The following is a 22595-nucleotide window of genomic DNA, read 5'->3' as shown; positions in this document are numbered from 1 at the left end:
AGGTGGTGAGGCACCGCGATGAGGAAAGGCGGCCGTACGGAAGGCATGAGCCGATGAAAGTGCTCGTGATCGGCGGCGATGGAATGGCGGGACATATGCTGCTGCGGTATTTGGCGGCGCGCACTTCGTATGAGGTGTTTTATACGACGGAGCAAGAAAAAACAGACTGCAGGCGGCCTTGGCCGCTCCCGGGGGCGGGTCTTCGTCTCGACGCTTCGGATAGCGTGATGGTCGATAAGCTGGTGGAGGCCGTGCGTCCCGATCTGATCGTCAACGCCCTCGGGATCATGTACGATGCGGCCCGGCAACGGGAGCTTGAGGCCGTGCGGATCAACGGTCTGCTGCCGCATCAGCTTGCGGAGCTGGCCGACCGGCTGGCCGCCCGGCTCATCCAGATCAGCACGGACAGCGTGTTTCTGGGGGATCGCGGCTGCTACGAAGAACGCCACGTGCCCGATGGGACGACGGCGTATGCCAGAACGAAAGCGCTTGGCGAAGTGGTGCGCGCCCCTCATCTGACGATCCGCACGTCGTTGATCGGACCGGAGCTGCAGGAGGAAGGCGGCGGGCTGCTGCCTTGGTTTCTGAGGCAGCAGGGGGAGATCCGGGGATTCGTCCGCGTGCCGTGGAACGGGGTGACGACGCTGGAGCTGGCGAGGTTTATTCACTATGCGGCGGAGCGGGGAGACCGGTTAAGCGGCATCGTGCATTTGACCGCGGGGGAGACCGTCAGCAAATACGAGCTGCTGGAGCGAATGAAGCGGATCTTCGAGAAGCGCGATGTCCGCATCCGGCCCGACGATACCGTAGCGCTGGACCGTACGCTGCGCTCGACCCGTCCCGAGCTTGATTTTGCCGTGCCCGGCTACGACCATATGCTCGAAGAACTGCGAGAATGGATGGAAGCGGCCCCGTAGCGGAGACGCGGCGTTTTCTCCGGGGCGGGGGCAATGCGGAATCGTTTCATGAGAGGAGGGAGCCCTATGCGGCATATTCGCAAGTCCCGTAATCGGAAAGGCGGCGCCCTGGGGGCGGCTGCGGTGCGGACGGCGAACGTCTCGGTCATTATTCCGGTCATCAACGAGCGGAGAAAGCTGCCTTCCGTGCTCCGGGAAGTGATGAAGATCGGTGCGGGGAAGCTGGAAATCATCGTTGTGGCTAACGGTTCGACGGATGGCTCGAAGCAAATCGCCGAAACGATGGGCGCGAGGGTCGTCAGCTTCGCGGAGCCGCTCGGTCACGACGTGGGACGCAGTATCGGAGCCAATCTTGCGAAGGGGGAAATTTTGCTGTTCCTCGACGGCGATATGGTGATTCCCGCGCGCGATATGAGACGGTTCGTTCATGCGGTGCATCACGGGGTAGATGTGGCCTTGAACCGCTACCTGGGACCGATCCGGACACGAAACGTCCATCCGGTTGTTCTGGCGAAGCACGCGCTGAACGCGGCGCTCGGCCGGACCGATCTGCAGGGGACTTCGATGACGACCATTCCCCATGCGATCAGCCGCAAGGCGCTCGCAGCGATCGGAGCGGAGGCGCTCGCGGTTCCCCCCAAGGCGCACGCGATGGCTGTGCAGAAGGGGCTTGTCGTGCGGCCGGTCCATCTGGTGCCGGTCGGACGCTTGAATCCGCGGCGCAAGCGGCGCTGGACGATGCTTGGCACCGATACGGTCGGTCAATTGATTATGGGTGATCATTTGGAGGCGATTCGCTGGTTGACCACGACAACGGGCGAACGCGGACGCCATACCGATTTGATGCGAAACCGCGACATGGTGAGGTGAATTCATCGATGAGGCAGCAACAGGCAATGTTGTTTGAGAAACCGGCGGTTCGGGGCCGCCTGGTCCGCCAGCCGCCGGTAGAAAACGGCAAGGCGGTCATAACGGCTGCCCCCGCGCGGAAGAAGCGTGCTGCGGCGGTCAAGCGCGTCCGGAAGCGGGGCCGGAAGCGTACCGCCTCCGGCCCTCGGCTGTTTCTGCCCAGGAAGCCGCCGGCGTCCCGGGCTTACGGCGGGGCCGCTTATCAGCTCGGCCTGCAGCTTGGCCGCGAGGACACTCCGCCGGCGCCGCCGGAGGGCGAGAGCGAGCTGCGCGGGCTGCTGAACCGCCGCTGGACGGCGCGGGTGAAGGAACGCGGCTTGGCCGGTTACCCGTGGGGCCGCTATCACGCAGCGGCGGCCGGCTATGTTCGCGGCTTCTTCGCAGGCATGGGCCGGCCGGCGCCGGACTGGGTGCCGCTTCCGACGGAGCGCTCGGTAGCCGTTATCGTAACGGCCAAGAACGAGGAGCGCACGATCGCCGCCGTGCTGAAGGAAGCGGGCCGGCTGACGGACGAGACGTATGTCATCGTCAACGGCTCGATCGACGGCACGTTCCGGCAAGCCAGAGCGGCTTCCCGGGCTATCGTGCTGTCCTACCCGCAGGCGCTCGGTCACGACGTAGGAAGAGCGATCGGCGCCAAGCTGGCCCGGGCCGACATCCTGCTTTTCACGGACGGGGATATGCCGATTCCGGCGGAGCAGCTCGTGCCCTTCGTCCACGGCATCGAACAAGGACTCGACGTGGCGCTTAACAACATTCATCCGTATCTGGGATCGTTCGGCCGTCAGGATTCCGTCACGATCATGAAGCAATTTTTGAACATGGCGCTTGGCCGACCGGATCTGAAGGCCGGCTCGCTCACGGCCGTGCCGCACGCTTTGTCGCGGCGCGCGGTAGAGACGCTGGGCCTGGAGCTGCTCGCGGTCCCGCCCAAGGCGCAGGCGCTTGCGTTGCTTCAGAAGCTCCGGGTCGGCCATGCGGGCCGGGTTAACGTCATCCGGGGCAACAAGCGGCGCAAGCTGAACAGCGGCCGCCGCAATCCGGTGGCCTCCATGATCGTGGGGGACCATCTGGAAGCGCTGAAGCTGGCCACCGACCGGCTGGGCGAGCGGCTCATTTACCCGGATATGCTGCGCAAACGACGCTATATCGGAGGCGATGCCTGATGCAGACCATCAGTATCATTATTCCGAATTATAACGGAGCCGAGTGGCTGGCTTTATGTTTGGAATCGATCCGCCAGCATGTCACCATGCCTCACGAGGTGATTGTGGTGGATAACGGCTCCACCGACTCGTCGCTGCGGCTGTGCTTGAAGCATGAAGTCAAGCTCGTCTCGCTGCCCGAAAACCGCGGTTTTCCCGCTGCGTGCAACTTCGGGCTGCGGCTCTCATCGGGTGATGCGCTGATGCTGCTGAACAACGACACGCGGCTGACGGCCGGCGCGCTGGACAATCTGATGCGCTGCTTGTACAGCGGCGGCGATGTCGGTATCGTCGGCCCCATGACGAACTATGCCAGCGGCAAGCAGCAGCTCGAGGAACCCTTCACCTCGATCGCCGATATGGCGGCGCGCATGAACCGGCCGGACAGCGGAAAATGGCGGCAGACGGAGCGGATCGTCGGCTTGTGCTTCCTGTTCAAGCGCGAGCTGATGGAGCGCATAGGGGAGCTTGACGAGCGGTTCTCGCCGGGACATTTTGAAGATGACGACTATTGCTACCGCGCCCGGCAAGCGGGATACCGTCTGCTGATCGCGGGGGACGCCTTCATCTACCACGAAGGCAGCGCAAGCTTCCGGCTCGAAAACGAGCAAAAAATCAAAGCTTTGCTGGCGACGAACCGCCAGAAGTTCATCGACAAATGGGGAGTCGATCCGCAATCTTTTATATGAACGGGTTGGGCAAATACCGTGGTCCCTGGCGCTTCGGGCGCATAGAATACTAGAAAAGCGGAGCGCATCCGGCACGGCGAGGAGGTGGAGGGAACGATGCATCGGCAAGTGACCAGTATGATCCGGCATATGGCGGCGTCGCAGCAGGAAATGGCCAATATTCTCGAAGCGAATCGGCATGTGGCCGTGCGCATGGCCCAATTGGTGCACGACATTCCGCCCGATAACCCTTCTTTTCGGGATATCGAGTCGTTGACGGAGCATTCGTTGAACGTCTCGAAAAGCATCGCCATTTATTTAAGCGGGCTTGCCGATCTGGAGGAGGCGCTGGCGGAGCATATGGCGCTCATTGCCAAAATCGTTGAAATACCGGACGACGAGGAATGAATCGGGCAGCTTGCTGCCCGGAGGAAGAGGGGGTTCTACATGAGCAGAATCGAAAGCTACCATAGAATGTTGCAGGCTGCCTCCCAATTCCAATACAACATCGCCTTGATTCTGGAAGCTAAAGCGCTGGAGGCCTCGCGTTCGTGCCAATGGATCTGCGGACATTTGAATGCCGCCCACTTCGAGGATCACGGCGACCAATTGAAAAAATCGCTGGAAGTGCACGATCAGATGATCGAAGTGATCGAAGGCATGACGAAGATGGAGCTGGCGCTTGCCAAGCATTTGCAAATCCTGCTCGGAGGAAGCGAGTCGGGTGGAACGAACTCGGCGGATGGGGACGGAGGAAATTATTATTCGTAAGGAAGCGGCGATTCTCAATGAATTGGCATGAAGAGGAAAATAAGGTCAAGCTGCATATTCTTCATTCGCTCGCCCGAAGTCAGCGTGCGCTGGCCCGCATGATCGAAAGCGTGGCCGATGTCGTGGAGGGCTCCGAAGAGACGGCCCGCAAGCTATCGGTGCAGATGGAGGCAATCAGCCGGTATCAGGGACAAATCGCCATGAAAATGGCCGGCGTCCGCATACGCCGCTTGCGGCGCTCGCGGCGCGGAATCCCGGGGAAGCCTTGGCTTGGCGAAGAAGTGAAAAGGACCGTATCAAGAGAGAGAGTCCGTACCTAACCTCCAGGAGGAAGGACGGACTCTTTTTCTCATGTTCAGGATTTCGGAGACAGCGCCTTCCAGCTCAGCAGCAGCCCGCCGTACACGAGCCCTCCGCCGAAGCCGAATAACAGAACGGTATCGCCGTCCTTCAGCTTCTGCTCCCTCGTTGCTTCTTCAAGCGCAAGCGGAATCGTAGCCGCTGACGTATTGCCGTACTTCTCGATCGTATGCAGCGTCCGCTCCAAAGGAATCCCCATCTTTTCGCATACGGAATCGATGATGCGGAGATTGGCGCTGTGCGGGACGAACCAGTCGATGCGATCCGTAGTCAAGCCGGTTTGGGTCAGCAGGTCGTTCACGCCCTTCGGAATCGTTTGAACGGCGAATTTGTACACCTCGCGCCCGTTTTGGACAAGCTTGCCGCTCGTATTCACCGGGGTGCCTTCCATATGATCGGCAAGCAGCGAGCGATAAATGTGAATCCCGCCGCTGCCGTCGGTACCGCCCGTATAGGCAATAAACTGAGGGCTTGCGTCCGAATCGTCCCGTTCGAGCAGGACCGCTCCGGCTCCGTCGCCGAACAGCACGCATGTCGTACGGTCCGTATAATCGGTGATTTTGGACAGGGCGTCGGCGCCGATGACGAGCGCTTTGCGGTGCAGGCCGGAAGCGATCATGCCGTTAGCCAGATGCACGCCGTATACGAATCCGGCGCAGGCGGCGCTTAAATCGAAGGAGGTCGTCTGCTTCATGCCGAAATGCGCTTGAATCCGGCAGGCCGTGGCAGGGAAAGCGAAATCCGGCGTACTGGTGCCGACAATCAGCAGATCGACATCCTCCAGCACGGCGCCGTAGCGGTCGGCGAGCTGCTGCACCGCCTGGATGCACAAGTGGCTCGTATACTCCTCCGGCGCGCTGATACGCCGCTCGCGGATGCCGGTGCGCTGCACGATCCATTCGTCGTTAGTTTCCACCATTCGCTCCAGATCGGCGTTCGTCAGACGCCGTTCGGGAACGTAGCTGCCGATGGCGGTAATACGGGAGCGGTAAAGTGTCGAAGAGGAAGCAGGTTGAACAGATGATTCCATACGGGTTCACCTCGTGAAATGTAATGTAAAATAAACTGCCTGATATCATGAGTTAGTATTAGTACCTGGTATTAAAAATAATACTTCGATTTCTAGCTTCTGTCAATTGGGCGATTGCCCTATGTATGAGGCGGTGTGCCCGCATGCGCAAAAACAAACTCCCGCATCCATTCGGACGCGGGAGTTTGCTTGCTCTGCAAAGCAGGATGAACCGCTGCGATTACGTGCCGACAACGGCGCTCAGTGCTCTGTAGTTTGCAGTCATCGTAACCCCGACGCCGAGAAGCGTGGTAGGGGTTACGGTGAGGGTGTAAGAATGAGTTCCTGCCGGAGGGGTATCGGTGAAGACGAGGCTTACCGAAATGTTGGACGGTCCCAAGAGGGCTGTCACAGCGTCCAATAATGCGGTGGCCGGCACGCTTGCCAGCAAAGTCTGGGCGCCCGTGCCGAAGTCTCTGTACAAGTTGACCACATAGTTTACATCCACTGCGACAAGAGCCGAGGTGGCAAGCGAGACTACAGCATCGATTTGTGCCGTATCGTTAATTGCTGTAAATATAACGCCAGGCAGCGTAAGAACCGGGGTTTCTGCCGCTGCAGGAAGTGCCAGCGGGGCTATAGCTTGAACCCCTTCGACGTCCGCCGATGATCCGGCAGGTCCTGTTGGTCCCGTTGGCCCCGTTGGTCCAGTCGGTCCAGTCGGTCCTGTGGGTCCCGTTGGTCCAGTCGGTCCTGTTGGACCGGTAAGGCCTGTTAGTCCGGTAAGGCCGGTCAGCCCTGTTTCACCCACGTGAATCACTCCTTTTCTGTTAAGATACTAAATCATATGAGTGGACCATAGGAACCGCCACGGTACATGCCTTAGAGATAACCGCGTATTTATTGGTCTTCCCCAGGGCCTTCCTCTACGAAAACCCGTTCTTCCTGCCGTCTTCCATAGGTTTCCGTACAGGCGTTCCGAGGAGGAATGCATATGATGAACAAATGGATATGCAGTGGTTGTGTACCATACCATCCTTGAAGGAGGAAACCAATGTGGATAAATATTATCCTGTTGCGCTGCCTGTCTTGAACGGCAATGAGAAGAAATACGTGATGGATTGCCTGGATTCGACGTGGATCTCCTCTAACGGATCATATATCAAGCGTTTCGAAGAAGAATTTGCCGCCTTCTGTCGGGTGAAGCACGCCATCGCCTGCAGCAATGGAACGACGGCGCTGCATCTGGCTTTGCTCGCGCACGGCGTGGGGCCGGGAGACGAGATTATCGTCCCTACGTTAACGTTCGTTGCCACAGCCAATGCCGTCACCTATTGCGGAGCAAAGCCGGTGTTCGTCGATTCGGAGCCGGAGACCTGGAACATCGATCCGAAGCGGATCGAAGAACGGATCACGCCGAGAACGAAAGGTATCGTCGCCGTTCATCTTTATGGGCATCCTGCGGACATGGACCCGATTCGGCAGCTTGCGCAGCAGTACGGCTTATTCGTCATGGAAGATGCGGCTGAAGCGTTGGGGGCCGAGTATCGGGGACAGCGCACCGGGGGACTGGGGGACAGCGCGATCTTCAGCTTGTTCGGCAACAAGATCATTACCACGGGCGAAGGCGGGGTATTGACGACGAACGACGATGCGCTTGCGGACCGGGCCCGGCTGCTTCGGGGACAAGGGATGGACCCGGAACGCCGTTATTTCCATACCGTCGTCGGTTACAATTACCGGATGACCAACATTCAAGCCGCCATCGGCTGCGCGCAACTGCAGAACGCGGAGTGGCATATCGCGCAGAGACTGCGGATCGCAAGCCATTATACCGAGTATTTGCGGGATTGTACCGCTCTCACACTGCCTATCCAGCAGGAGTGGGCGAAGAACGTCTATTGGCTGTTCAGCGTCGTGCTGCGCGAAGGCACGGAAGCGAAGCGCGACGAAGTCATCCGGCGGCTGCAGCTCCGCGGGATCGAGAGCCGGCCGTTCTTTTATCCGATGCACGTGCTGCCACCCTACAAGCAGCTCCAAGCCGCGTCGGAGTTTCCGGTGGCGGGCCGGATTGCCGCTCAAGGCATCAATCTCCCGAGCTATGGCACGTTAAGCGAAGCCGATGTGAGATATATTAGCTCCACGCTGGTAAATATCGTTTCAAGTCTTTGACACTTTTTAAAAGGAATCATACGCAGCGCCTAAAGAATAGTTCTGGACCAGTTCGCTGGACAGGACTATTTTTTCATGGCAAGCAGCGGGTTGATGGCGAAAACTAAGGTACGTGTAGAACAAGTTAACTAGTTAACTATAAGGTACTGGTGGATAAAAGGTATACGGGTGCCTATCATGTCCAATAATGCAACTGAGGGGAATTGCTTGGGATTTGTTAAACTGATTCGCACACGGTAACTCTCCTCTCGATTTTTTCTCTGGAGGGATGAGATGTGTACAAGTTCTCGCTGGCTGACATTGAGTCAGTCGTTAGCAGCGGCAAGGCCGTGATGGCGGCGGAGGATGGCATTGTCGTGGCTGCAGTACAGGAAGCTGTGATGGCGGGAAGGACCGCGACCTTCTACCTCACCCGTGCTCAGTTCACCGCAGTCAACTCGTGGTATTGGACTCCCCGGGTCATCAGGGACACGGGACTTGAGCCGGTATCGTATGAGGAAAAGGCTCGAATCCAGTCCGATTTGGGGATCGAGGAAACCAGGCTGGCCTACTCCAACCGTATTGAATGCCAGTGTGGGCGCATGTACGGCGCATATGAGTTCATGCAGCAGGGAATCAGCGAGCATGGACGGGAGGCCGTGCAATCGATCTTCAATCTGAAGGATGTAGCTGTCATTCGCGTTAATCCGCGCCAAGAAGCAATTTGCCCCGACTGCGGACAGATTTTGCGGGCACCGCACTACTACTGCTACTGGAGCTACGGATGCTGTAGGCAACCTATGTGACGTGGATGTTGGGATGACCGCACCAAAAAAGTAAACACTTTCTGAGGACCTGACACTAGGTCCTTTTTTTGCTGCAACGTTATATAGGTGTGGAAAATGGAGGGTCCAACTTATGTTCACTCCGTAGTTCTTCCAGCATTTTTGTATTTCTTGTTGTTCGTTCGCGCCGTCGACTTCATACAACATGAGTAGAATCATTTTTCTTAGCCCTGAGGAATATTGCATTTTTTCAGCTAAGTTCAAGGCGGTAAGCAGATCCTTGATGCCGCAGTTTCTTCTTCCATGTTTAAAATTGTAAATGGCTTTTTCGTACCAAAAGCGGAATAAATGTTTTCTTTTAATATGAGTTGTCATGGTATCCGGATGGGGGATTCTTTCACAGAAGCGATTTACTACATCATCTACCGAATAATTCATTTCGATTTGCTGCTTCCATCATGCCCAACATGTAAGGGAGAGTATCAGTAGGGTTGTCTTCCAAAAAATCTGAGTAATCAGGGAGGATGTTCTGATTTCCGGTCATTAAATTCAACATTAACATGTTTCCTTTTCCCCAAATACGAAACTTCTCGACCTCTTTTTTTCCGATCTCATCAAGAAACTCAAACCATCCAAGGTCGGAATATACCGAAACATAGTTTTTTGCTTCTTCATACTGCTCTTGCATGGTTAGAGCAATCCCTTTTAAAAGAAATCCTTGCCCGTAGTAAACCACTAAATGCCGATCCGTGTTTAAAGATTCGATAGGTTTTGTGCTATATCGCTTTCTTAGCTGATCTTCATATACTTTGCCCGCCAATTCTCTTAATTCATCTGCGTATCGTTCGACTTTTTTCCAATTTTCCAACGTGTAATAAATATTTGCCATGTGCAACAAAGCATCCAACTGAAAATCTTCAGCTAAGCGATTGTAATATAGCTCAAAGCGAACCAATGCTTCTTTATTATCCTCTGCATTTGTCCCAAGTGAAGCGCGGAATAAGCGATATTGGCTTATCGTGAATCGGTCATGAAAGCTGTCTCTCTCGTTCTCGATGACAAGGCGGTAAAAGTGAACAGATTCGCTTTGCAATCCTTTTTCCCAAAGCTGTTCCGCTACGTAGAAAAGAATTTCTATATTTTTGGGGATTTCGAGTAATTTCGAAGCAGTCGAAGTTATGAGATCAAGCCGTCCCAGTTCTGCGCAGCGAATAAGGAATGGAATCATTCGCGGGCGAGATACCTTCTCATCCGAAATGCATTCTCCAGGATATAATTCGTAGAGCCATCCGGGGGGCTGATGAAGAGCTTTTGCTATGGAGTCAAGCAGGTTTATCGTAATGGGGCGTGGAGGTCTACGGTTTAGAGTCTCACTCAGATATCCGAGACGAATTCCTGCCAGCTTGCTCAATTTAGTGAGGGAATAGCCGTATTTTTTCATTTGTTCATCGATTTCGGAACGCAAACAGCGAATGGTAGCAGATTGTCTCATCAGAACCACCCTTATTGAAATAATGCTACCAAAAATATTACATATTATTCAATTAAATGCAAATTAGTGACATACTAAAATTCTCCAAAAATCTCATTTTCTTGTTTTTGGTGAAGTGGTCTTATACTACAACTGAACAAGGAGGTGAGAGATTTGAAGCAATGAGTAGCAGACTAAAAAGAAGGATCAAAAGGATGCAAAGGCAACTTGTGATGTTGGTTGAGGAAAAAGGGTCGTTTTCAAACGAGGAGGTGATCCGCTTAAGCCAGCGTTTGGATCGGTACATTTTTGTCGCTCAAGGATATCAGTTATTTAGAAGAAATGGATATAGCCCATACACAGAATTTTATGAACATTCGAACAACTTGCCGTAGCTATGAAAAGTACTTTAATGGGTCGATCCCAATTTTGAGACATGACGAATCAGTAACTTCATTTTTGGTGAGAGAGGTTACTTACGCAAATTTGCTTTGTCAAAAGAGGTTTATGGAAAATTTTTATTTGCATTTAAGATGTTTTCTATTAAAATTGTATATAAAAGGAGATAATGTATGAAAAGATTAAAAAAACCACTATTAAGTATTTTATCCTTAGCCTTATTAATTTCCGTTAGCCCAGTTGCAGGTGCCGAACAAAGTGACGTTTTGCCAGAAGCAACAGCCAAAGCAGATGCAGCTAACTTTGTGAAAATTTCTAAAAGTTTTTATCCTAACTGGAAAGATAAAGGTAATTTATCCGTAAAGAAAGAACAAGATCTCTTTGACTTTGATGGTAATTTAAATGCATATCTTTTTAGCGTTACTGATGACGCTGGAAAAAAGCATGGGTATATCATTGAAAGTGCTATCGCAAATCATCCCGGTATGCTGGAGGCGGCAACGGATGGAGAAAGCCCTTTTGCTAAAACAAAACCTGGGAACGGTATTTATGTTGGAGTGGCGTCTTATTTTGAAGAAGCAGATGCAGACAGTTTTCTTGCACTCAATCTAAAAGGAAAGCAAGATAAAATAGAGAAAAAATCTCTCCAGTCTAGCGGCAGTTTTAATCGCGAGAAACTAAAACAAGGGAAAGCTGCAGTTGCTTCTACAACAATAGCTGCAGCAGCAACTGCTTCCTCTGGCAAATATATCTATGGGGTACCAGACTATCAATGGACTATTGGTTGTGTTCCAACTTCCGCTGCAAACATAGTAAGTTACTGGTCAAAAGAAAGAGGTTACTCTAATCTAACCCGTGCTTCTAATGGATCTGAAATGCCCTACATTGATATTATCAGTACACTTGCTAATTATATGAACACAGATTCTAGAGGCGGGACATCTTCCATTAATGCTATAACGGGGAGTAAACAATATTGGAGAACTTATGGCAGTTATAATTTGGAAGCCAATGGATATAGCTATTTTACAAATTATAAAAATGAAATTGATAAATATCGCCCGGCTCTAGTGCTTGTCACTGACAATGATACTCCTTATAAATATGGCGATCATGCGGTTACTGGAGTCGGTTACCAAATTCTTGATAATGGTCAACAGAATTTAATTATTCATGACACTTGGGATAATACCCCAGTTGATGTAATCTATCCATGGGGGAACCATATTAAAACAGTGTTAACGCAAGAGCCTAAATGAGGAATTAATAAAGAAGATTGCTCTCTAAAAGGGGAATCTTCTTTATTATTTCGCAAACTTGAGGATGGTGAGATAATGAAGAAATATTTAATCGGCTTTTGTTTTGGTATATTTGTTTCTATTTCAAGTGTTTCGTATGCTTCTGATATTATTCAAGTAATTAAATCTAGCGTGATAATCAATCTCAATGGGAAGGACTTAAATTTCCTTGGTTCTGGTTATGAGATACTAAATTATGAAGGAAATAATTATGTACCAATTAGATTTATTGCAGAAAAAATGGATATCCCTATTGCATATAACAGTGAAAAGAATAAGATAATTCTCGGTTCAAAAGAGCCTATAGGTCTAAAGAATCTTCTAAAAAGTGAATTAAAGGATATCGAATATATTAATATTGTGTATGGTGACGGTATAAAGCTAAGGATTGATAATATCGATGACATTCAAAAAATTCTTACTAAAGTGGAACAAATAACATTAAATATATCGAAAAATCAAGAACTTAAATATGGATATTTGTATACGATGTATTTGGTTACAAAAGAAAAAGAAATTCCTTATTCAAGTAATTTACAAATAAATGAAATTGTGTTTGAGCCAACCCCGGTTACAGACGAACTTGATGCCATTATAATGGGATTTAAACCTAAGAAATAAAGAAATCGTGAGAGCGGATAGGTTTATTTATGAAAGAGCTCACACGTATGATGCACTTGGATTCTTTTATGTTTGATGTATAGAGGAAAAATGACAATAGGATGCAGGAAGCAAGGAATTTGGTCCCAAGTTTTACAAGTTTGGCTTATTAGCAGGCCTAATTCGATACATAAACGACAGAATCATATCATGTCGAAGTATATACTTTACAGTTTCATTATCTGGATGGCAATGAGTTCCCTCTGGAATCTTTGACATACGCCAAGGATTCCAGAGGGAATTATTATGCGAAAAAATTCGAGAAGATGGCCGAATTTAATTATACTTTACAAAAGAAATGCATGCTCAGTTATTGAGAAAACCAATGAAGAAGTTTTCTTCCCTGCCAAAATATTTACTAGACTGCTTGAATGATAACCCCCCTCTTTTACGATCCTTGCCCAGAGTAAGCAGGCATTAGTTCGATGTTTTGCGCTTTCAAGCTCTCCTCCTCGACGGATTTCTTAACATAAACTTGATGAAAAACATTGTTTTTTGTATTTCTTTCTGTTAAAATTTAACTATTGAGGGAGGTAAAAGAAAAATGAAGCGACAGCCTGATGTTAGCTGTTCAGGATCGGAGGTCGATCTTTCACATTATTTTTTTATGGCGGAGCATCTTTACAAGGCCGGAAGAAAGCAAGAGGCAGTTCCCTTGTTCCGTCATGTCATCGATAACGTGAACGATACTCACCATCCGCAATACATCATGAGCCAGTTTCGGTTATTTCAGTCTCTCATTGGCATCGGATCGGAAGAAAACAAAGAAGCGTTGGCTAGATTTGAGTCACATTATTTTTATCTGCCGGATGATGTGAAACTGGATGCCTTGCTACAAATGGCAAATGTTTATTACACCTTATGGGACTGGAAAAAAGTCGAAAGATATGCAGATGAATTAAGAACTTTGGCTAGAACGATTTATGATAGACAGCTTGAAAATAAAAAAAACAGCAAACCTCCCGAGATTCTGCAATCCGAGCGGCATTTAGTAGTATATTATGGACAAGGGTTCCTTTTAAAAGGAGTCGCTCTAACCATGCAGGAGCGATTTGAAGAAGCGAAGCACTACGTTTCGGAATATTCCGAACTTGGATGGTTTGAATTTCTTGACGAAATCGGGCACAAGGAGGTCGAGAAATTTCGCATATGGGGCAAGGCAAATATGTACAACCTAGAATTAAAATGCGGGAATGACAAAGTTCTTGACGAATTGTCGGAATTTTTAGACGAAAATCCTATCGAACTACTTCCAAGCCTATTAACCGTTATTGAATCAGCAAATATGTACAACTTTAAGATCGATGAATTTTTAGACAAATTCTGTACGAAGCTTCCCCCTATCAACACTTCTGTTACATACATAAACGGTACGCAATTATTTCATTTCAGGTATGAGAAAGCGGTATACAGTTTCAGAAATCAACAAATTACCACCGGGTTGAATGAATTATTGCATGCACTATACCTTTCTCAAAAGATGAAGCATTACTCAGGCTTCGAAAGGTGTGTTACCTTATTTGCAAAGCATATCGATTACGCTACGGAGCAACAAAAAAGGCATTACCGAAATCTATTGGAGGGAGTGTCGGATCTATGAAAAAGGTTTGGCTGTCCTTGGTTTTGGGGTTGTTTTTAGTTAGTGGTGTGTCTGGTATAGCGCAGCAACAGCAGGAGCCTGATCTGCTATCTACCTATGTTCATAACGGAACAGGCGGTTAATCTTAAAACAAACGTTGGAAAAGTGTCTTTTTAGTTCTTAAGTATACCTACTAAAAAATCGCCCTCTACTTGCCATCTTGGCCAAGGGGGGCGATTTTTCAATTCAACTTGTTCCAAACGCCGGGCAGCGTTTGAAGAAGGGCGAGCTGCCCGGCTGGGAGCATAAAGTATCCGCCACTTCGGAGCACAATATGCTGCGGACGCCAGTCGCGGAAGCTGACCTATTACAATGGCGATGCCTCTCGATTTGCGGTGCAGGTTGAGCAGACGCACGACGTTTTAGCTGGGAGAAGCTTAAAACCGGGAGGCGTATTCATCTACCAGTCTTATTACGGGGGAGTCCACGCTTTGCACAACAGGTATTACACCGGGCTTCTCGAGAAGCCATTAGGGGAAAGCGGGAGTTCATTTGATCCACTATTATGTTTTTAACGCCACCCATAGCGTCTTTTTGACGGTAGGCTTGAAGGGAAGCGAGCGGGGCGCGGACGACTATATTTCGCCAAATAAGGATCGCCCGGAGCTGATGATATTTCCGGAAGGTCGAAATTAAACAGGCAGGGCATTCAAAAGGTTTACGACCGGCTGCATTGAATCAAATTTCTGATCTTGAAAACGAGTTGATGGCATAGGCATTATAAAGCAAACTAAATGCCGGGAGGAATGCCGATGTCGGATATGTTCGTTGTTCGTTCGTTAGAAGAAATAAGGTTTTGGTCCCGTATTATGAAGGAACATTCCTTCTTTCTTAGGCTAGGGTTCAGATGTGAAGATACTCAGTTGATTCATGAAGCCAATCAATTTTATGCGGTATTTGAACAAATTGAACTAAAATCGCACGCTTATGAAGCGAATACAGACCCGCAGACGATTAGCCAGTTTAATGAGGAAGTTTACACGGCAGCTAGCTATATTTGGGCTTTTAAAAGAAAAGTTTTGGGGTTAATCCTGAGCTGCCAATTACCCGGGGCAAATAACTTCCCGCTATTAGTCGATCATGTAAGCCGCGAAGCAAACTATTTTAGAAATCGATTGGCTGAGCTGAATGCCGGAAGGCTGGAACCGCTGCCCGATGCAATTATCGACGAAAATGTATTTTTCTTAAAAATAATGGCCGACCATGCCAAATTTATCGGTCATTTACTTGATCCGTCAGAACGAAAGCTGGTAGAACAAGCACGAGAATTTAGCCATGATTTTGACCAGCTTGTCTTTCAAGCCATAGATTTAAGCTCCATGCGCCCCCGATCCCAGACGGTTCCTCTGCTGAGCCAATTTGTCGATCAGAATCAAGTATCCGTCAAGTCTTTGCGTGACTTTAAGAAAACAGCGCGCGATTTAATAAACGACTGTCGTATAAAAAGCATTATCCATCCGTTATTGGCTGATCATGTATTTAGGGAAGCCGAGCATTTTCTTGTCATTCTGGAGATGTTTGAACAGTTTTTGAGAGGCCAGGATGTACAAAGATGAGTTTTGAACATTGAGAACAAGTACGGCGCAAATAAAAGGGGCCCCGTGGGAATCGGGGCCTCGAGCTTTCTTGGCTGCTGAAAATGATTATTCGTCGTTGTCTTTTTCTTGTTTCTGCTCCTGCTGCTTCTGGAGTGCATCCGCAACGGCTTTGGAAATCAATTCTGTATCGATTTTGACGTAAGAGTTGCGATTGTTTTTAATGAAATTTTTGCTGGAGTTGGTTGCTTTTTTGTTGTTTGAAGCGGTCATTCCGAATCACCACCTTTCTCTTATCTAGTATATGAATCTTCTTTTTATTGCGAGACTGGCGAACGTATGAAAGGAAAGGATTATTGCCGTTTACATTTTCTTTATAATATAATCAATTGATTATATAAGCATATTGATATATATTTATCGAGAGAAAGCTGTTACAGAGTCAAGATTGTCTGACGGGAGAGGGTTACATGGAACAAATCAACGAAATTGCCGACAACTTAAAATTGCTCGGCGACAAGACGCGCCTAACGATGCTTGCCTTATTGAAAGAGCGTGCTCTATGTGTTTGCGATATTGTGGAGCTGCTGGATATATCGCAGCCGAATGCAAGCCAGCATCTGCGTAAATTGAAATCAGCCGGACTTGTGAACGAAACACGCAAGGGGCAATGGATTTATTATTCCTTAACGATTGAAGACAAGCCCTACGTTCAAGCGGTTTTGGGGTACATTCCATCGTATAAACAAAAAATCGCACAGCTCAAAAATGACTGTGACTAGTATGGAGGGCTGGTTTGCGTGGTGATCCCTGCGTTTCTTATATTTTTACTCGCCCTGACGTTTGTCATCTGGCAGCCCAAGGGATTAAATATCGGCTGGTCGGCAAGTGCCGGAGCCGTCCTCGCTTTAATTTTCGGCGTGGTCAGCTTCGGGGATGTCGGTACCGTAACCAGTATTGTATGGAATGCAACCTTGACGTTTGTGGCGATTATTTTCATCTCGCTGGTGCTCGATGAAATCGGCTTTTTTGAGTGGGCGGCCCTGCACATGGCGCGGCTCGCACGCGGAAACGGAATGCTCATGTTTGTATATATCATTTTGCTTGGATCGGCGGTTTCCGCCCTGTTCGCGAATGATGGCGCAGCCTTGATCCTCACGCCGATTGTGCTCGCCATGGTTCGGGCGCTTAAGTTTGAGGAGAAGACGATTCTGCCGTTTATTATGGCGAGCGGCTTCATTGCCGATACGGCTTCGCTGCCGCTTGTCATAAGCAACTTGGTCAATATTGTATCTGCCGATTATTTCAATATCGGCTTTGCGGAATACGCAAGCCGGATGATCGTTCCGAATTTCTTTTCCATCATGGCAAGCCTTCTGGTACTCTACTTGTATTTTCGTAAACGTATCCCGAAGAGCTATCCCGTCGCGCAGCTGAAAAGGCCGATGGACGCCGTTCAGGATAGGAGGCTGTTTAAATTATCCTGGGTCATGCTGTTCGCTCTGCTTATCGCTTATTTCGTCAGCGAGTTTTTCTCCATCCCCGTATCGATGGTTGCAGGGACCGCCGCTATCGCGTTTCTTGCGGCCGCGAGAAGAAGTCCGGCCATTTCTGCGTGGAAGCTCGTGAAAGGGGCCCCCTGGCCGGTTGTCATTTTCTCGATTGGCATGTATGTGGTTGTTTATGGCTTGAAGAATGCCGGACTGACTGATGCGTTGGGCCGTATCATCCAAGCGGTCTCGGACAACGGATTGTTTGCGGCTACCGTGGGTACCGGTTTTATCGCAGCCATCCTGTCTTCGATTATGAATAACATGCCGACAGTCATGATCGATGCGTTGGCCATTCAAGGAACGCAAACCGAAGGCTTTCTTCGGGAGGCGTTGATTTATGCCAATGTTATCGGCTCGGATCTAGGTCCCAAACTTACGCCGATCGGCTCCTTGGCGACCCTTCTTTGGCTGCATGTGCTGTCCGCGAAAAACGTGAAGATCGGTTGGGGCTACTATTTTAAAATCGGTATGATCTTAACCGTTCCTACTTTGTTTATTACTCTCGCAAGCCTTTATTTATGGCTTTATGTGCTCCAAGCCTTGACGTACTAATAAAAAAGGAGAGATATTCGACATGGAGAAAAAACCTTTGGTTTACTTTTTATGTACGGGAAATTCTTGCAGAAGCCAGATGGCAGACGGTTTTTTGAAAGCTTTAGGCCAAGATCGATACGAAGTGAAGAGTGCAGGGCTTGAAGCGCATGGGTTAAACCCCCGGGCGGTTCAAGTGATGAAGGAAGCCGGTGTGGATATTAACACACACACATCGGATGTCATTGATCCGGAAGTATTAAACCGGGCCGATTACGTGATTACGCTATGTGGGCACGCGGATGAGCATTGCCCTGTGATCTCGGGCAAGAACGTAACCAAGTGGCACTGGGGTTTTGATGACCCGGCCAAAGCACCCGGTACGGAAGAGGAAATGATGGCCCAGTTCCGTAACGTTCGCGATGCGATTAAGCATCGAATTGAACAGTTCGTGCAAAAAGGATTTTAGTCCGTCTCGTCATATGACATGGGCCCCGGGCGACCGGGGCCTGAGCTTTACTTGTTTGCTTCCGCTAGCAATTAAATTTATTTTGCTGTTGCTGCTGCCGTTGTTTTTGCAGAGCCTCTGCCAAGGCTTTGGAGATGGCTTCTGTCTCCACTTTTACTTTTACAAAAGAATTTCCGCTGTTTTTAATAAAGTTTTTGACGGATTGGTCGCTGCCCAAAGAATGATTGGAGCTGGCCATTAGAATCATCGCCTTTCTAATATTTTCATAGGAAAAGAAGCCCCGAATGATCGGGGCCTGAGCGTTAGTCCATTGCTGCGATCAGAACCAGTTATTTTGCCGTTGTTGCTGCTGCTGCTTTTGCAGGGCTTCTGCCACGGCTTTGGAGATCGCTTCTGTATCCACTTTTACTTTTACTTTAGAGTTGCCGCTGTTTTTGATGAAGTTTTTAACGGTTTTTCCTTTTTCTTGGGTGTTCAAAGGCTCTTTTTGGAAAGTCATTGAGAATCACCACCTTTCTTAATAATACTATATGAAGCTTCATACCGTTGTGAGACTGATAGATGCTCATTTTCATAGCTTTTTGGAGTGTACAGGATAAATTTGATAGTCATAGCGTATCGGCTTGTTATGGATTCGGGCGATTTGTCCTTTGGCGGAGGTCCGCACGGCCCGTTCAGGTTCGGTGATGCGCTGCAGGTTATGAGCGTTTGTGAATTTAGCCAAAAAAGCGTTTATTTCCGCCGGACCTAGTTTTCCGGAACCATAAAAACAGAGAATCAAGGCATAGGCGATAGGCGTCGTATCGACGATAACGGTCACATGCGAATTGCCGCTATGGCTGACGGTTTGTTCCACACTACTCATTGGCTCTCCTCCTCTCTCGCGTTGGTCTATTTATTCTATGATCTATTAAGAGGATTCGAACATGGCAATTATCTGAATATAGTTAAATTCCGCTAGACTCTTATCGACTCTATTGATTGCTGTTTCCGTTAGCTAGTTGGAGGATCCAGTCTTTGATATCTACGATTCGCAATGTTCTGGGCCGCGTGCCCGTTCCCGATATCATCAAGGGGACAAGTGAATCTTGTTCATGAAGCGAACCGTGAGCTCCGCCGCCGATATGGGTCGGGGAGCTGTCGCCGACAAGCTCATACCCGGGCTTCACCGTAACGACGACGTATCTGCCTTCATGAGAATGTACGGCCCCGTACAATCTTGCCAATACGTCAGGATATTTCCCATAGGTGATCCGATTGCCCGCTGCCGTCAGATCTACGAGTCCGGGTTCGCCGGACAGGGTCCACGACTGCCCGTAGTCGTCCGTATCTTTGCCGCCGGGGCGATAAAAAAACAGCTTCCCGCTTTTCCCCGAGGCTACCCGGACATGCTGGCCGTCTTTCATGGCGATGATGTCGAGCTTATCCTCATTTTGCAGCAGCTTTGCGAGATCGGTTAACGGCACAGCGGCATCGAGGGCATAGATATAGGCCATCCGCTCGTTGGAGGCAATTACAAGCTGATCGTCGGCACTGACGGGCTGATTGATTTTCGCAATGCGGTAACGGTTCAGCAGCGGTTTTAATTCGACCGTGGCCGCCTGCCGATCCTTCGCAACAGCGCTCTGCGCGCTATCCCCCATGACGATCCATACGGCTTCGTTTACGGCCCGTTCCCATGAACCGTAGGCGTTAAGCATCGACTGAAGCGCTTTGTCCGCTTTTTCAATGCCGCCCCAATATGCCGTGCCCTTGCGATGAACGGTGTTATCATTCTCCGGAAAGTAGACGATCGTTACGCTTGGAAGCTTGTCCTGTTGAATCAAAAAGGCGGCATCCTGTCCGGATAACGCGTCGTTCATCCCGTATTTTTTCCATAAACGCACATTTCGTCGGTTGTTCACGGGGTCCAGCTGGGCAAAAGCCGCATACGAAAACCATTTTGGTCCCGTGATTGTCATTTGCTCCGGCACATGCTTGCTGTAGGCGGCCAAGCGGGGGATTTTTAACGTATGCTCCGTTTTTCCTCTAAACACAATCGCGTTGATGGACGCGGAGTCTTTTCCTTGGTCGGCCAGTTCTTCATGAATCGTTTTCGTTTCTTTGCTTAATTGAACCTGATTTAGCTGATACACGGCATCTACCAGCACTTGCGGCTGGTTGATCTTAAACGCTTCTTTGAAGCCGTTTCCGTAGTAAATCATCCTTTTCTCGCGATCGCTGTACCATACGAGTCCTGGCACCCGATGCCGGTCTGCATATGTCCCGGTCAGCAAGGTGCTGTCGATCGTCACGGACATGGTGGGAAAAGAGCTCACCATCTGAGGGAAGAATTGCCCGCGAGCAAGCAGAAACTGCATGGCAGGAGCGCGGCCGTTTTGAATCGCTTCGCGCAGCGGCTTGTCCATGAGCGAATCGATAACGATCAACAGGACCGGTTTCGGATGCCGGTTGGCCGTCGAATAGGGCTTGACGCTCTGTTGATTTATTCGTTGGCCGGGGTCCTTGCTGCAACCGGTAATCGGCAGGCTTAAACTTGCTGCCAGCAAAATGGAAACGATAGGTTTACTTTTCATGCCGGTCCCCTTTCTTTCGATACGTTTCCCGAACCCAAATATTGATTCGAATGATTTTGTCGAATCCTTCGTAAACTACTCATGGTTAAGGGCATTAACCAATCACGATCTTAAGGGGCGATTATATCCTTATGAATGGAAAAATGTTTGGAAGATGGACAACGATGTCGCTTCTGGCCCTGGCAGCAGGCGGAGCTGTCGCCTACGGTGTGGCAAGACGCAACGGCGGCCGCAGAAACTTATTGCAAGGCGCACGGGGCTTCCGGTTATTCCGATAATGGATCTGACCTCGCCTATTCGGGCGAGGTTTTGTTTTGCAATCTGGGCTTGGCCGAAAAAAACAGCTCGTGATATAAGAAGCATTTGCGGAACCGTTCGAGAACCGTACAGTCATAATCGTGGTCTTGAAACAATTGCAGGTACTGTACTTCGTTACGAATATATTCCCCTTTGTCGTACCATTTCATAAACCTGTTGCATAGAGGTTTATTCTTGCACAAGCAAGGCTCCATCACGATGATCGTTCCGTTTGGTTTAAGAACACGCTGAAATTCCTTCATGTATCTGGAGATTTCCTCTGAAGAAATATGGTGCAGTACGGCGATAATCAGAATGTAATCGACCGATTCCTGCGGAAACGGAATCGTATTGTTTTCCAGTACCTGGAACCGGTGCTGGGGAAACAATTGCTGCGCGTAACGAATTCTCCCGGCATCCGGGTCCATCCCGATGTAATATAACGGATGGAACATGGAGCAATTGGCCCCGGTACCCGAGCCGAAATCCAGGACGGATCGCCCTTCGAACGTAAAATGAGATTGCACGTGGTCGTGAATATATTTTTTGGTAAACCATTTCGGCCGGACAAACCAGTGATAAAGCCGGGGTGAGAATGAAATCGTAATGAAATTCACCAACTTTCGATTTAGTCACGAAACATAATTTAACCTAAAGGGCTAAAAATCATCCAAGCAGCAACATGTCCAAATTCCAAAAAAGCAAAGACGCCTCATCCCGCCTGAGGGAGGAAGCGTCCTTTGCCTTTTAGCTTCTTTGTTTCACCACCCGCGCCGGAACGCCGACGGCCGTGCAATGGTCGGGAATGTCGCGGACAACGGCCGCTCCGGCTCCGACGACGGACCATTGCCCGATCCGGATGCCGTCGATCACCTTCGTTCCCGTTCCGAGCAGGGTGCCCGTACCGACCGTCACGTTCCCGGACAAGGTCGAGCCCGGCGCGATATGGCAAGCGGTGCCGATCCGGCATTCGTGATCGACCGACGCGTTCGTATTGATGATTGCATAATCCCCGATATGCGTATCGGCGTGAATCACGGCGCCGGCCATTACGGCAATCCCGCTTCCGAGCGTTGCCGATTCGGCAATAAAGGCGCGCGGGCTGATCGCATTGACGAACTCGAAGCCGGCCTCGGCCGTCTGCCGGCACAGCTTCTCGCGCAGCCGGTTGTCTCCGATGGCGACAAAGGCGTGCCGGACGCCTTCCTCGTACAGGCACTGCAGTACGGAATCGTCGCCAAGGATAGGGATGCCCGACACTTCGGTGCCAGGCGCCTTGGTTGTGCAGCCCGCAAGATCTACCGTAGGATCGGACTTTAACATATCGATCACGACCTTGGCATGCCCTCCGGCGCCGATAACGACCACTTTGCGTCTTGTCGGCATGCGGAA

The 22595-nt window shown here is 49.9% G+C and carries 28 protein-coding genes; 19 read left to right on the top strand and 9 right to left on the bottom strand.

The window, feature by feature from the left end; translation table 11 throughout:
* Nucleotides 1–2 precede the first annotated feature (2 nt).
* From PEH01S_RS10345 to PEH01S_RS10315, 7 genes are all read left to right on the top strand, one after another.
* Nucleotides 3–917 (top strand): dTDP-4-dehydrorhamnose reductase family protein, encoded by a 915-nt coding sequence (locus PEH01S_RS10345; RefSeq protein ID WP_246062870.1) that lies wholly within the window; start codon nt 3–5, stop codon nt 915–917.
* A gap of 66 nt (nt 918–983) precedes the next feature.
* Nucleotides 984–1787 carry a glycosyltransferase family 2 protein gene (locus PEH01S_RS10340; RefSeq protein ID WP_127485251.1) on the top strand — a complete coding sequence of 268 codons (804 nt, stop codon included), beginning with the start codon at nt 984–986 and terminating at the stop codon, nt 1785–1787.
* Between the two features lie 8 nt (nt 1788–1795).
* Complete coding sequence (locus PEH01S_RS10335; RefSeq protein WP_025849740.1) at nt 1796–2992, top strand: glycosyltransferase family 2 protein; 1197 nt, start codon at nt 1796–1798, stop codon at nt 2990–2992.
* The gene (locus tag PEH01S_RS10330) at nt 2992–3720 is read left to right on the top strand and encodes a glycosyltransferase family 2 protein (protein ID WP_127485248.1); all 729 of its coding nucleotides are present in this window, start codon (nt 2992–2994) and stop codon (nt 3718–3720) included. Before PEH01S_RS10335 ends, PEH01S_RS10330 begins: the two co-directional genes overlap by 1 nt.
* A gap of 96 nt (nt 3721–3816) precedes the next feature.
* A complete protein-coding gene (locus PEH01S_RS10325; protein WP_025849738.1) occupies nt 3817–4107 on the top strand; it encodes a hypothetical protein in 291 nt (96 codons plus the stop codon).
* 39 nt (nt 4108–4146) lie between these two features.
* Entirely contained in the window at nt 4147–4470 is a 324-nt protein-coding gene (locus PEH01S_RS10320; RefSeq protein ID WP_025849737.1) for a hypothetical protein, read from the top strand.
* A 17-nt stretch (nt 4471–4487) separates the two neighbouring features.
* The gene (locus tag PEH01S_RS10315) at nt 4488–4790 is read left to right on the top strand and encodes a hypothetical protein (protein ID WP_025849736.1); all 303 of its coding nucleotides are present in this window, start codon (nt 4488–4490) and stop codon (nt 4788–4790) included.
* Between the two features lie 35 nt (nt 4791–4825).
* On the opposite strand, the gene PEH01S_RS10310 is transcribed toward PEH01S_RS10315, so the two are convergent.
* Nucleotides 4826–5860: a ketoacyl-ACP synthase III gene (locus PEH01S_RS10310; RefSeq protein WP_025849735.1), complete on the bottom strand. Its 1035-nt coding sequence runs from the start codon at nt 5858–5860 to the stop codon at nt 4826–4828.
* 341 nt (nt 5861–6201) lie between these two features.
* On the opposite strand from PEH01S_RS10310, the gene PEH01S_RS35790 reads away from it, so the two are divergent.
* The 3 genes from PEH01S_RS35790 (at nt 6202) to PEH01S_RS10295 (ending at nt 8796) form a co-directional block, all read left to right on the top strand.
* Nucleotides 6202–6336, top strand: a complete 135-nt coding sequence (locus tag PEH01S_RS35790) for a hypothetical protein (protein WP_281281445.1) — start codon at nt 6202–6204, stop codon at nt 6334–6336.
* A gap of 559 nt (nt 6337–6895) precedes the next feature.
* Nucleotides 6896–8011: a DegT/DnrJ/EryC1/StrS family aminotransferase gene (locus tag PEH01S_RS10300; protein ID WP_218032694.1), complete on the top strand. Its 1116-nt coding sequence runs from the start codon at nt 6896–6898 to the stop codon at nt 8009–8011.
* A 275-nt stretch (nt 8012–8286) separates the two neighbouring features.
* The gene (locus PEH01S_RS10295) at nt 8287–8796 is read left to right on the top strand and encodes a hypothetical protein (protein WP_025849731.1); all 510 of its coding nucleotides are present in this window, start codon (nt 8287–8289) and stop codon (nt 8794–8796) included.
* Nucleotides 8797–9193: 397 nt separating this feature from the next.
* On the opposite strand, the gene PEH01S_RS10290 is transcribed toward PEH01S_RS10295, so the two are convergent.
* A complete protein-coding gene (locus PEH01S_RS10290) occupies nt 9194–10267 on the bottom strand; it encodes a helix-turn-helix domain-containing protein (protein ID WP_127485244.1) in 1074 nt (357 codons plus the stop codon).
* A gap of 56 nt (nt 10268–10323) precedes the next feature.
* On the opposite strand from PEH01S_RS10290, the gene PEH01S_RS10285 reads away from it, so the two are divergent.
* From PEH01S_RS10285 to PEH01S_RS10265, 6 genes are all read left to right on the top strand, one after another.
* Nucleotides 10324–10641, top strand: a complete 318-nt coding sequence (locus PEH01S_RS10285) for an aspartyl-phosphate phosphatase Spo0E family protein (RefSeq protein ID WP_307720090.1) — start codon at nt 10324–10326, stop codon at nt 10639–10641.
* A 177-nt stretch (nt 10642–10818) separates the two neighbouring features.
* Nucleotides 10819–11904 carry a C39 family peptidase gene (locus tag PEH01S_RS10280; protein ID WP_127485242.1) on the top strand — a complete coding sequence of 362 codons (1086 nt, stop codon included), beginning with the start codon at nt 10819–10821 and terminating at the stop codon, nt 11902–11904.
* A gap of 75 nt (nt 11905–11979) precedes the next feature.
* A complete protein-coding gene (locus PEH01S_RS10275; protein ID WP_127485240.1) occupies nt 11980–12564 on the top strand; it encodes a hypothetical protein in 585 nt (194 codons plus the stop codon).
* A 583-nt stretch (nt 12565–13147) separates the two neighbouring features.
* Nucleotides 13148–14203, top strand: a complete 1056-nt coding sequence (locus PEH01S_RS10270) for a hypothetical protein (protein WP_025849726.1) — start codon at nt 13148–13150, stop codon at nt 14201–14203.
* Entirely contained in the window at nt 14200–14325 is a 126-nt protein-coding gene (locus PEH01S_RS35785; RefSeq protein ID WP_275452154.1) for a hypothetical protein, read from the top strand. Before PEH01S_RS10270 ends, PEH01S_RS35785 begins: the two co-directional genes overlap by 4 nt.
* Before the next feature lie 669 nt (nt 14326–14994).
* Nucleotides 14995–15798 (top strand): DUF2935 domain-containing protein, encoded by an 804-nt coding sequence (locus tag PEH01S_RS10265; protein WP_174807120.1) that lies wholly within the window; start codon nt 14995–14997, stop codon nt 15796–15798.
* A gap of 87 nt (nt 15799–15885) precedes the next feature.
* Here the strand turns inward: PEH01S_RS10265 and PEH01S_RS34545 are convergent, their stop codons facing one another.
* Entirely contained in the window at nt 15886–16050 is a 165-nt protein-coding gene (locus PEH01S_RS34545; protein ID WP_164827770.1) for a hypothetical protein, read from the bottom strand.
* A gap of 197 nt (nt 16051–16247) precedes the next feature.
* Between PEH01S_RS34545 and PEH01S_RS10260 the strand changes: the two genes are divergently transcribed.
* From PEH01S_RS10260 to arsC, 3 genes are read left to right on the top strand one after another with little or no spacing between them, the layout of a single operon-like run.
* A complete protein-coding gene (locus PEH01S_RS10260; protein WP_025849724.1) occupies nt 16248–16559 on the top strand; it encodes an ArsR/SmtB family transcription factor in 312 nt (103 codons plus the stop codon).
* Between the two features lie 18 nt (nt 16560–16577).
* On the top strand, nt 16578–17882 hold the full coding sequence (locus PEH01S_RS10255) for an arsenic transporter (protein WP_127485236.1): 1305 nt from the start codon (nt 16578–16580) through the stop codon (nt 17880–17882).
* A gap of 22 nt (nt 17883–17904) precedes the next feature.
* The gene (gene arsC / locus PEH01S_RS10250; RefSeq protein ID WP_127485234.1) at nt 17905–18330 is read left to right on the top strand and encodes an arsenate reductase (thioredoxin); all 426 of its coding nucleotides are present in this window, start codon (nt 17905–17907) and stop codon (nt 18328–18330) included.
* 64 nt (nt 18331–18394) lie between these two features.
* Here the strand turns inward: arsC and PEH01S_RS34540 are convergent, their stop codons facing one another.
* The 6 genes from PEH01S_RS34540 to PEH01S_RS10225 form a co-directional block, all read right to left on the bottom strand.
* The gene (locus PEH01S_RS34540; protein WP_164827768.1) at nt 18395–18568 is read right to left on the bottom strand and encodes a hypothetical protein; all 174 of its coding nucleotides are present in this window, start codon (nt 18566–18568) and stop codon (nt 18395–18397) included.
* 81 nt (nt 18569–18649) lie between these two features.
* Nucleotides 18650–18829 carry a hypothetical protein gene (locus tag PEH01S_RS10245; protein ID WP_025849721.1) on the bottom strand — a complete coding sequence of 60 codons (180 nt, stop codon included), beginning with the start codon at nt 18827–18829 and terminating at the stop codon, nt 18650–18652.
* A 72-nt stretch (nt 18830–18901) separates the two neighbouring features.
* Entirely contained in the window at nt 18902–19195 is a 294-nt protein-coding gene (locus PEH01S_RS10240; protein WP_025849720.1) for a hypothetical protein, read from the bottom strand.
* Nucleotides 19196–19304: 109 nt separating this feature from the next.
* Nucleotides 19305–20906, bottom strand: coding sequence for an alkaline phosphatase family protein (locus tag PEH01S_RS10235; RefSeq protein ID WP_127485232.1), 1602 nt, complete (start codon nt 20904–20906; stop codon nt 19305–19307).
* 293 nt (nt 20907–21199) lie between these two features.
* A complete protein-coding gene (locus PEH01S_RS10230; protein ID WP_127485306.1) occupies nt 21200–21730 on the bottom strand; it encodes a class I SAM-dependent methyltransferase in 531 nt (176 codons plus the stop codon).
* Between the two features lie 220 nt (nt 21731–21950).
* A complete protein-coding gene (locus PEH01S_RS10225; protein ID WP_025849717.1) occupies nt 21951–22589 on the bottom strand; it encodes an acetyltransferase in 639 nt (212 codons plus the stop codon).
* Nucleotides 22590–22595: the final 6 nt, after the last annotated feature.

This window comes from Paenibacillus ehimensis NBRC 15659 (genome assembly GCF_004000785.1).
Taxonomy (GTDB): Bacteria; Bacillota; Bacilli; order Paenibacillales; family NBRC-103111; genus Paenibacillus_G; species Paenibacillus_G ehimensis.
This window is presented reverse-complemented; position numbering and strand designations above follow the sequence as displayed.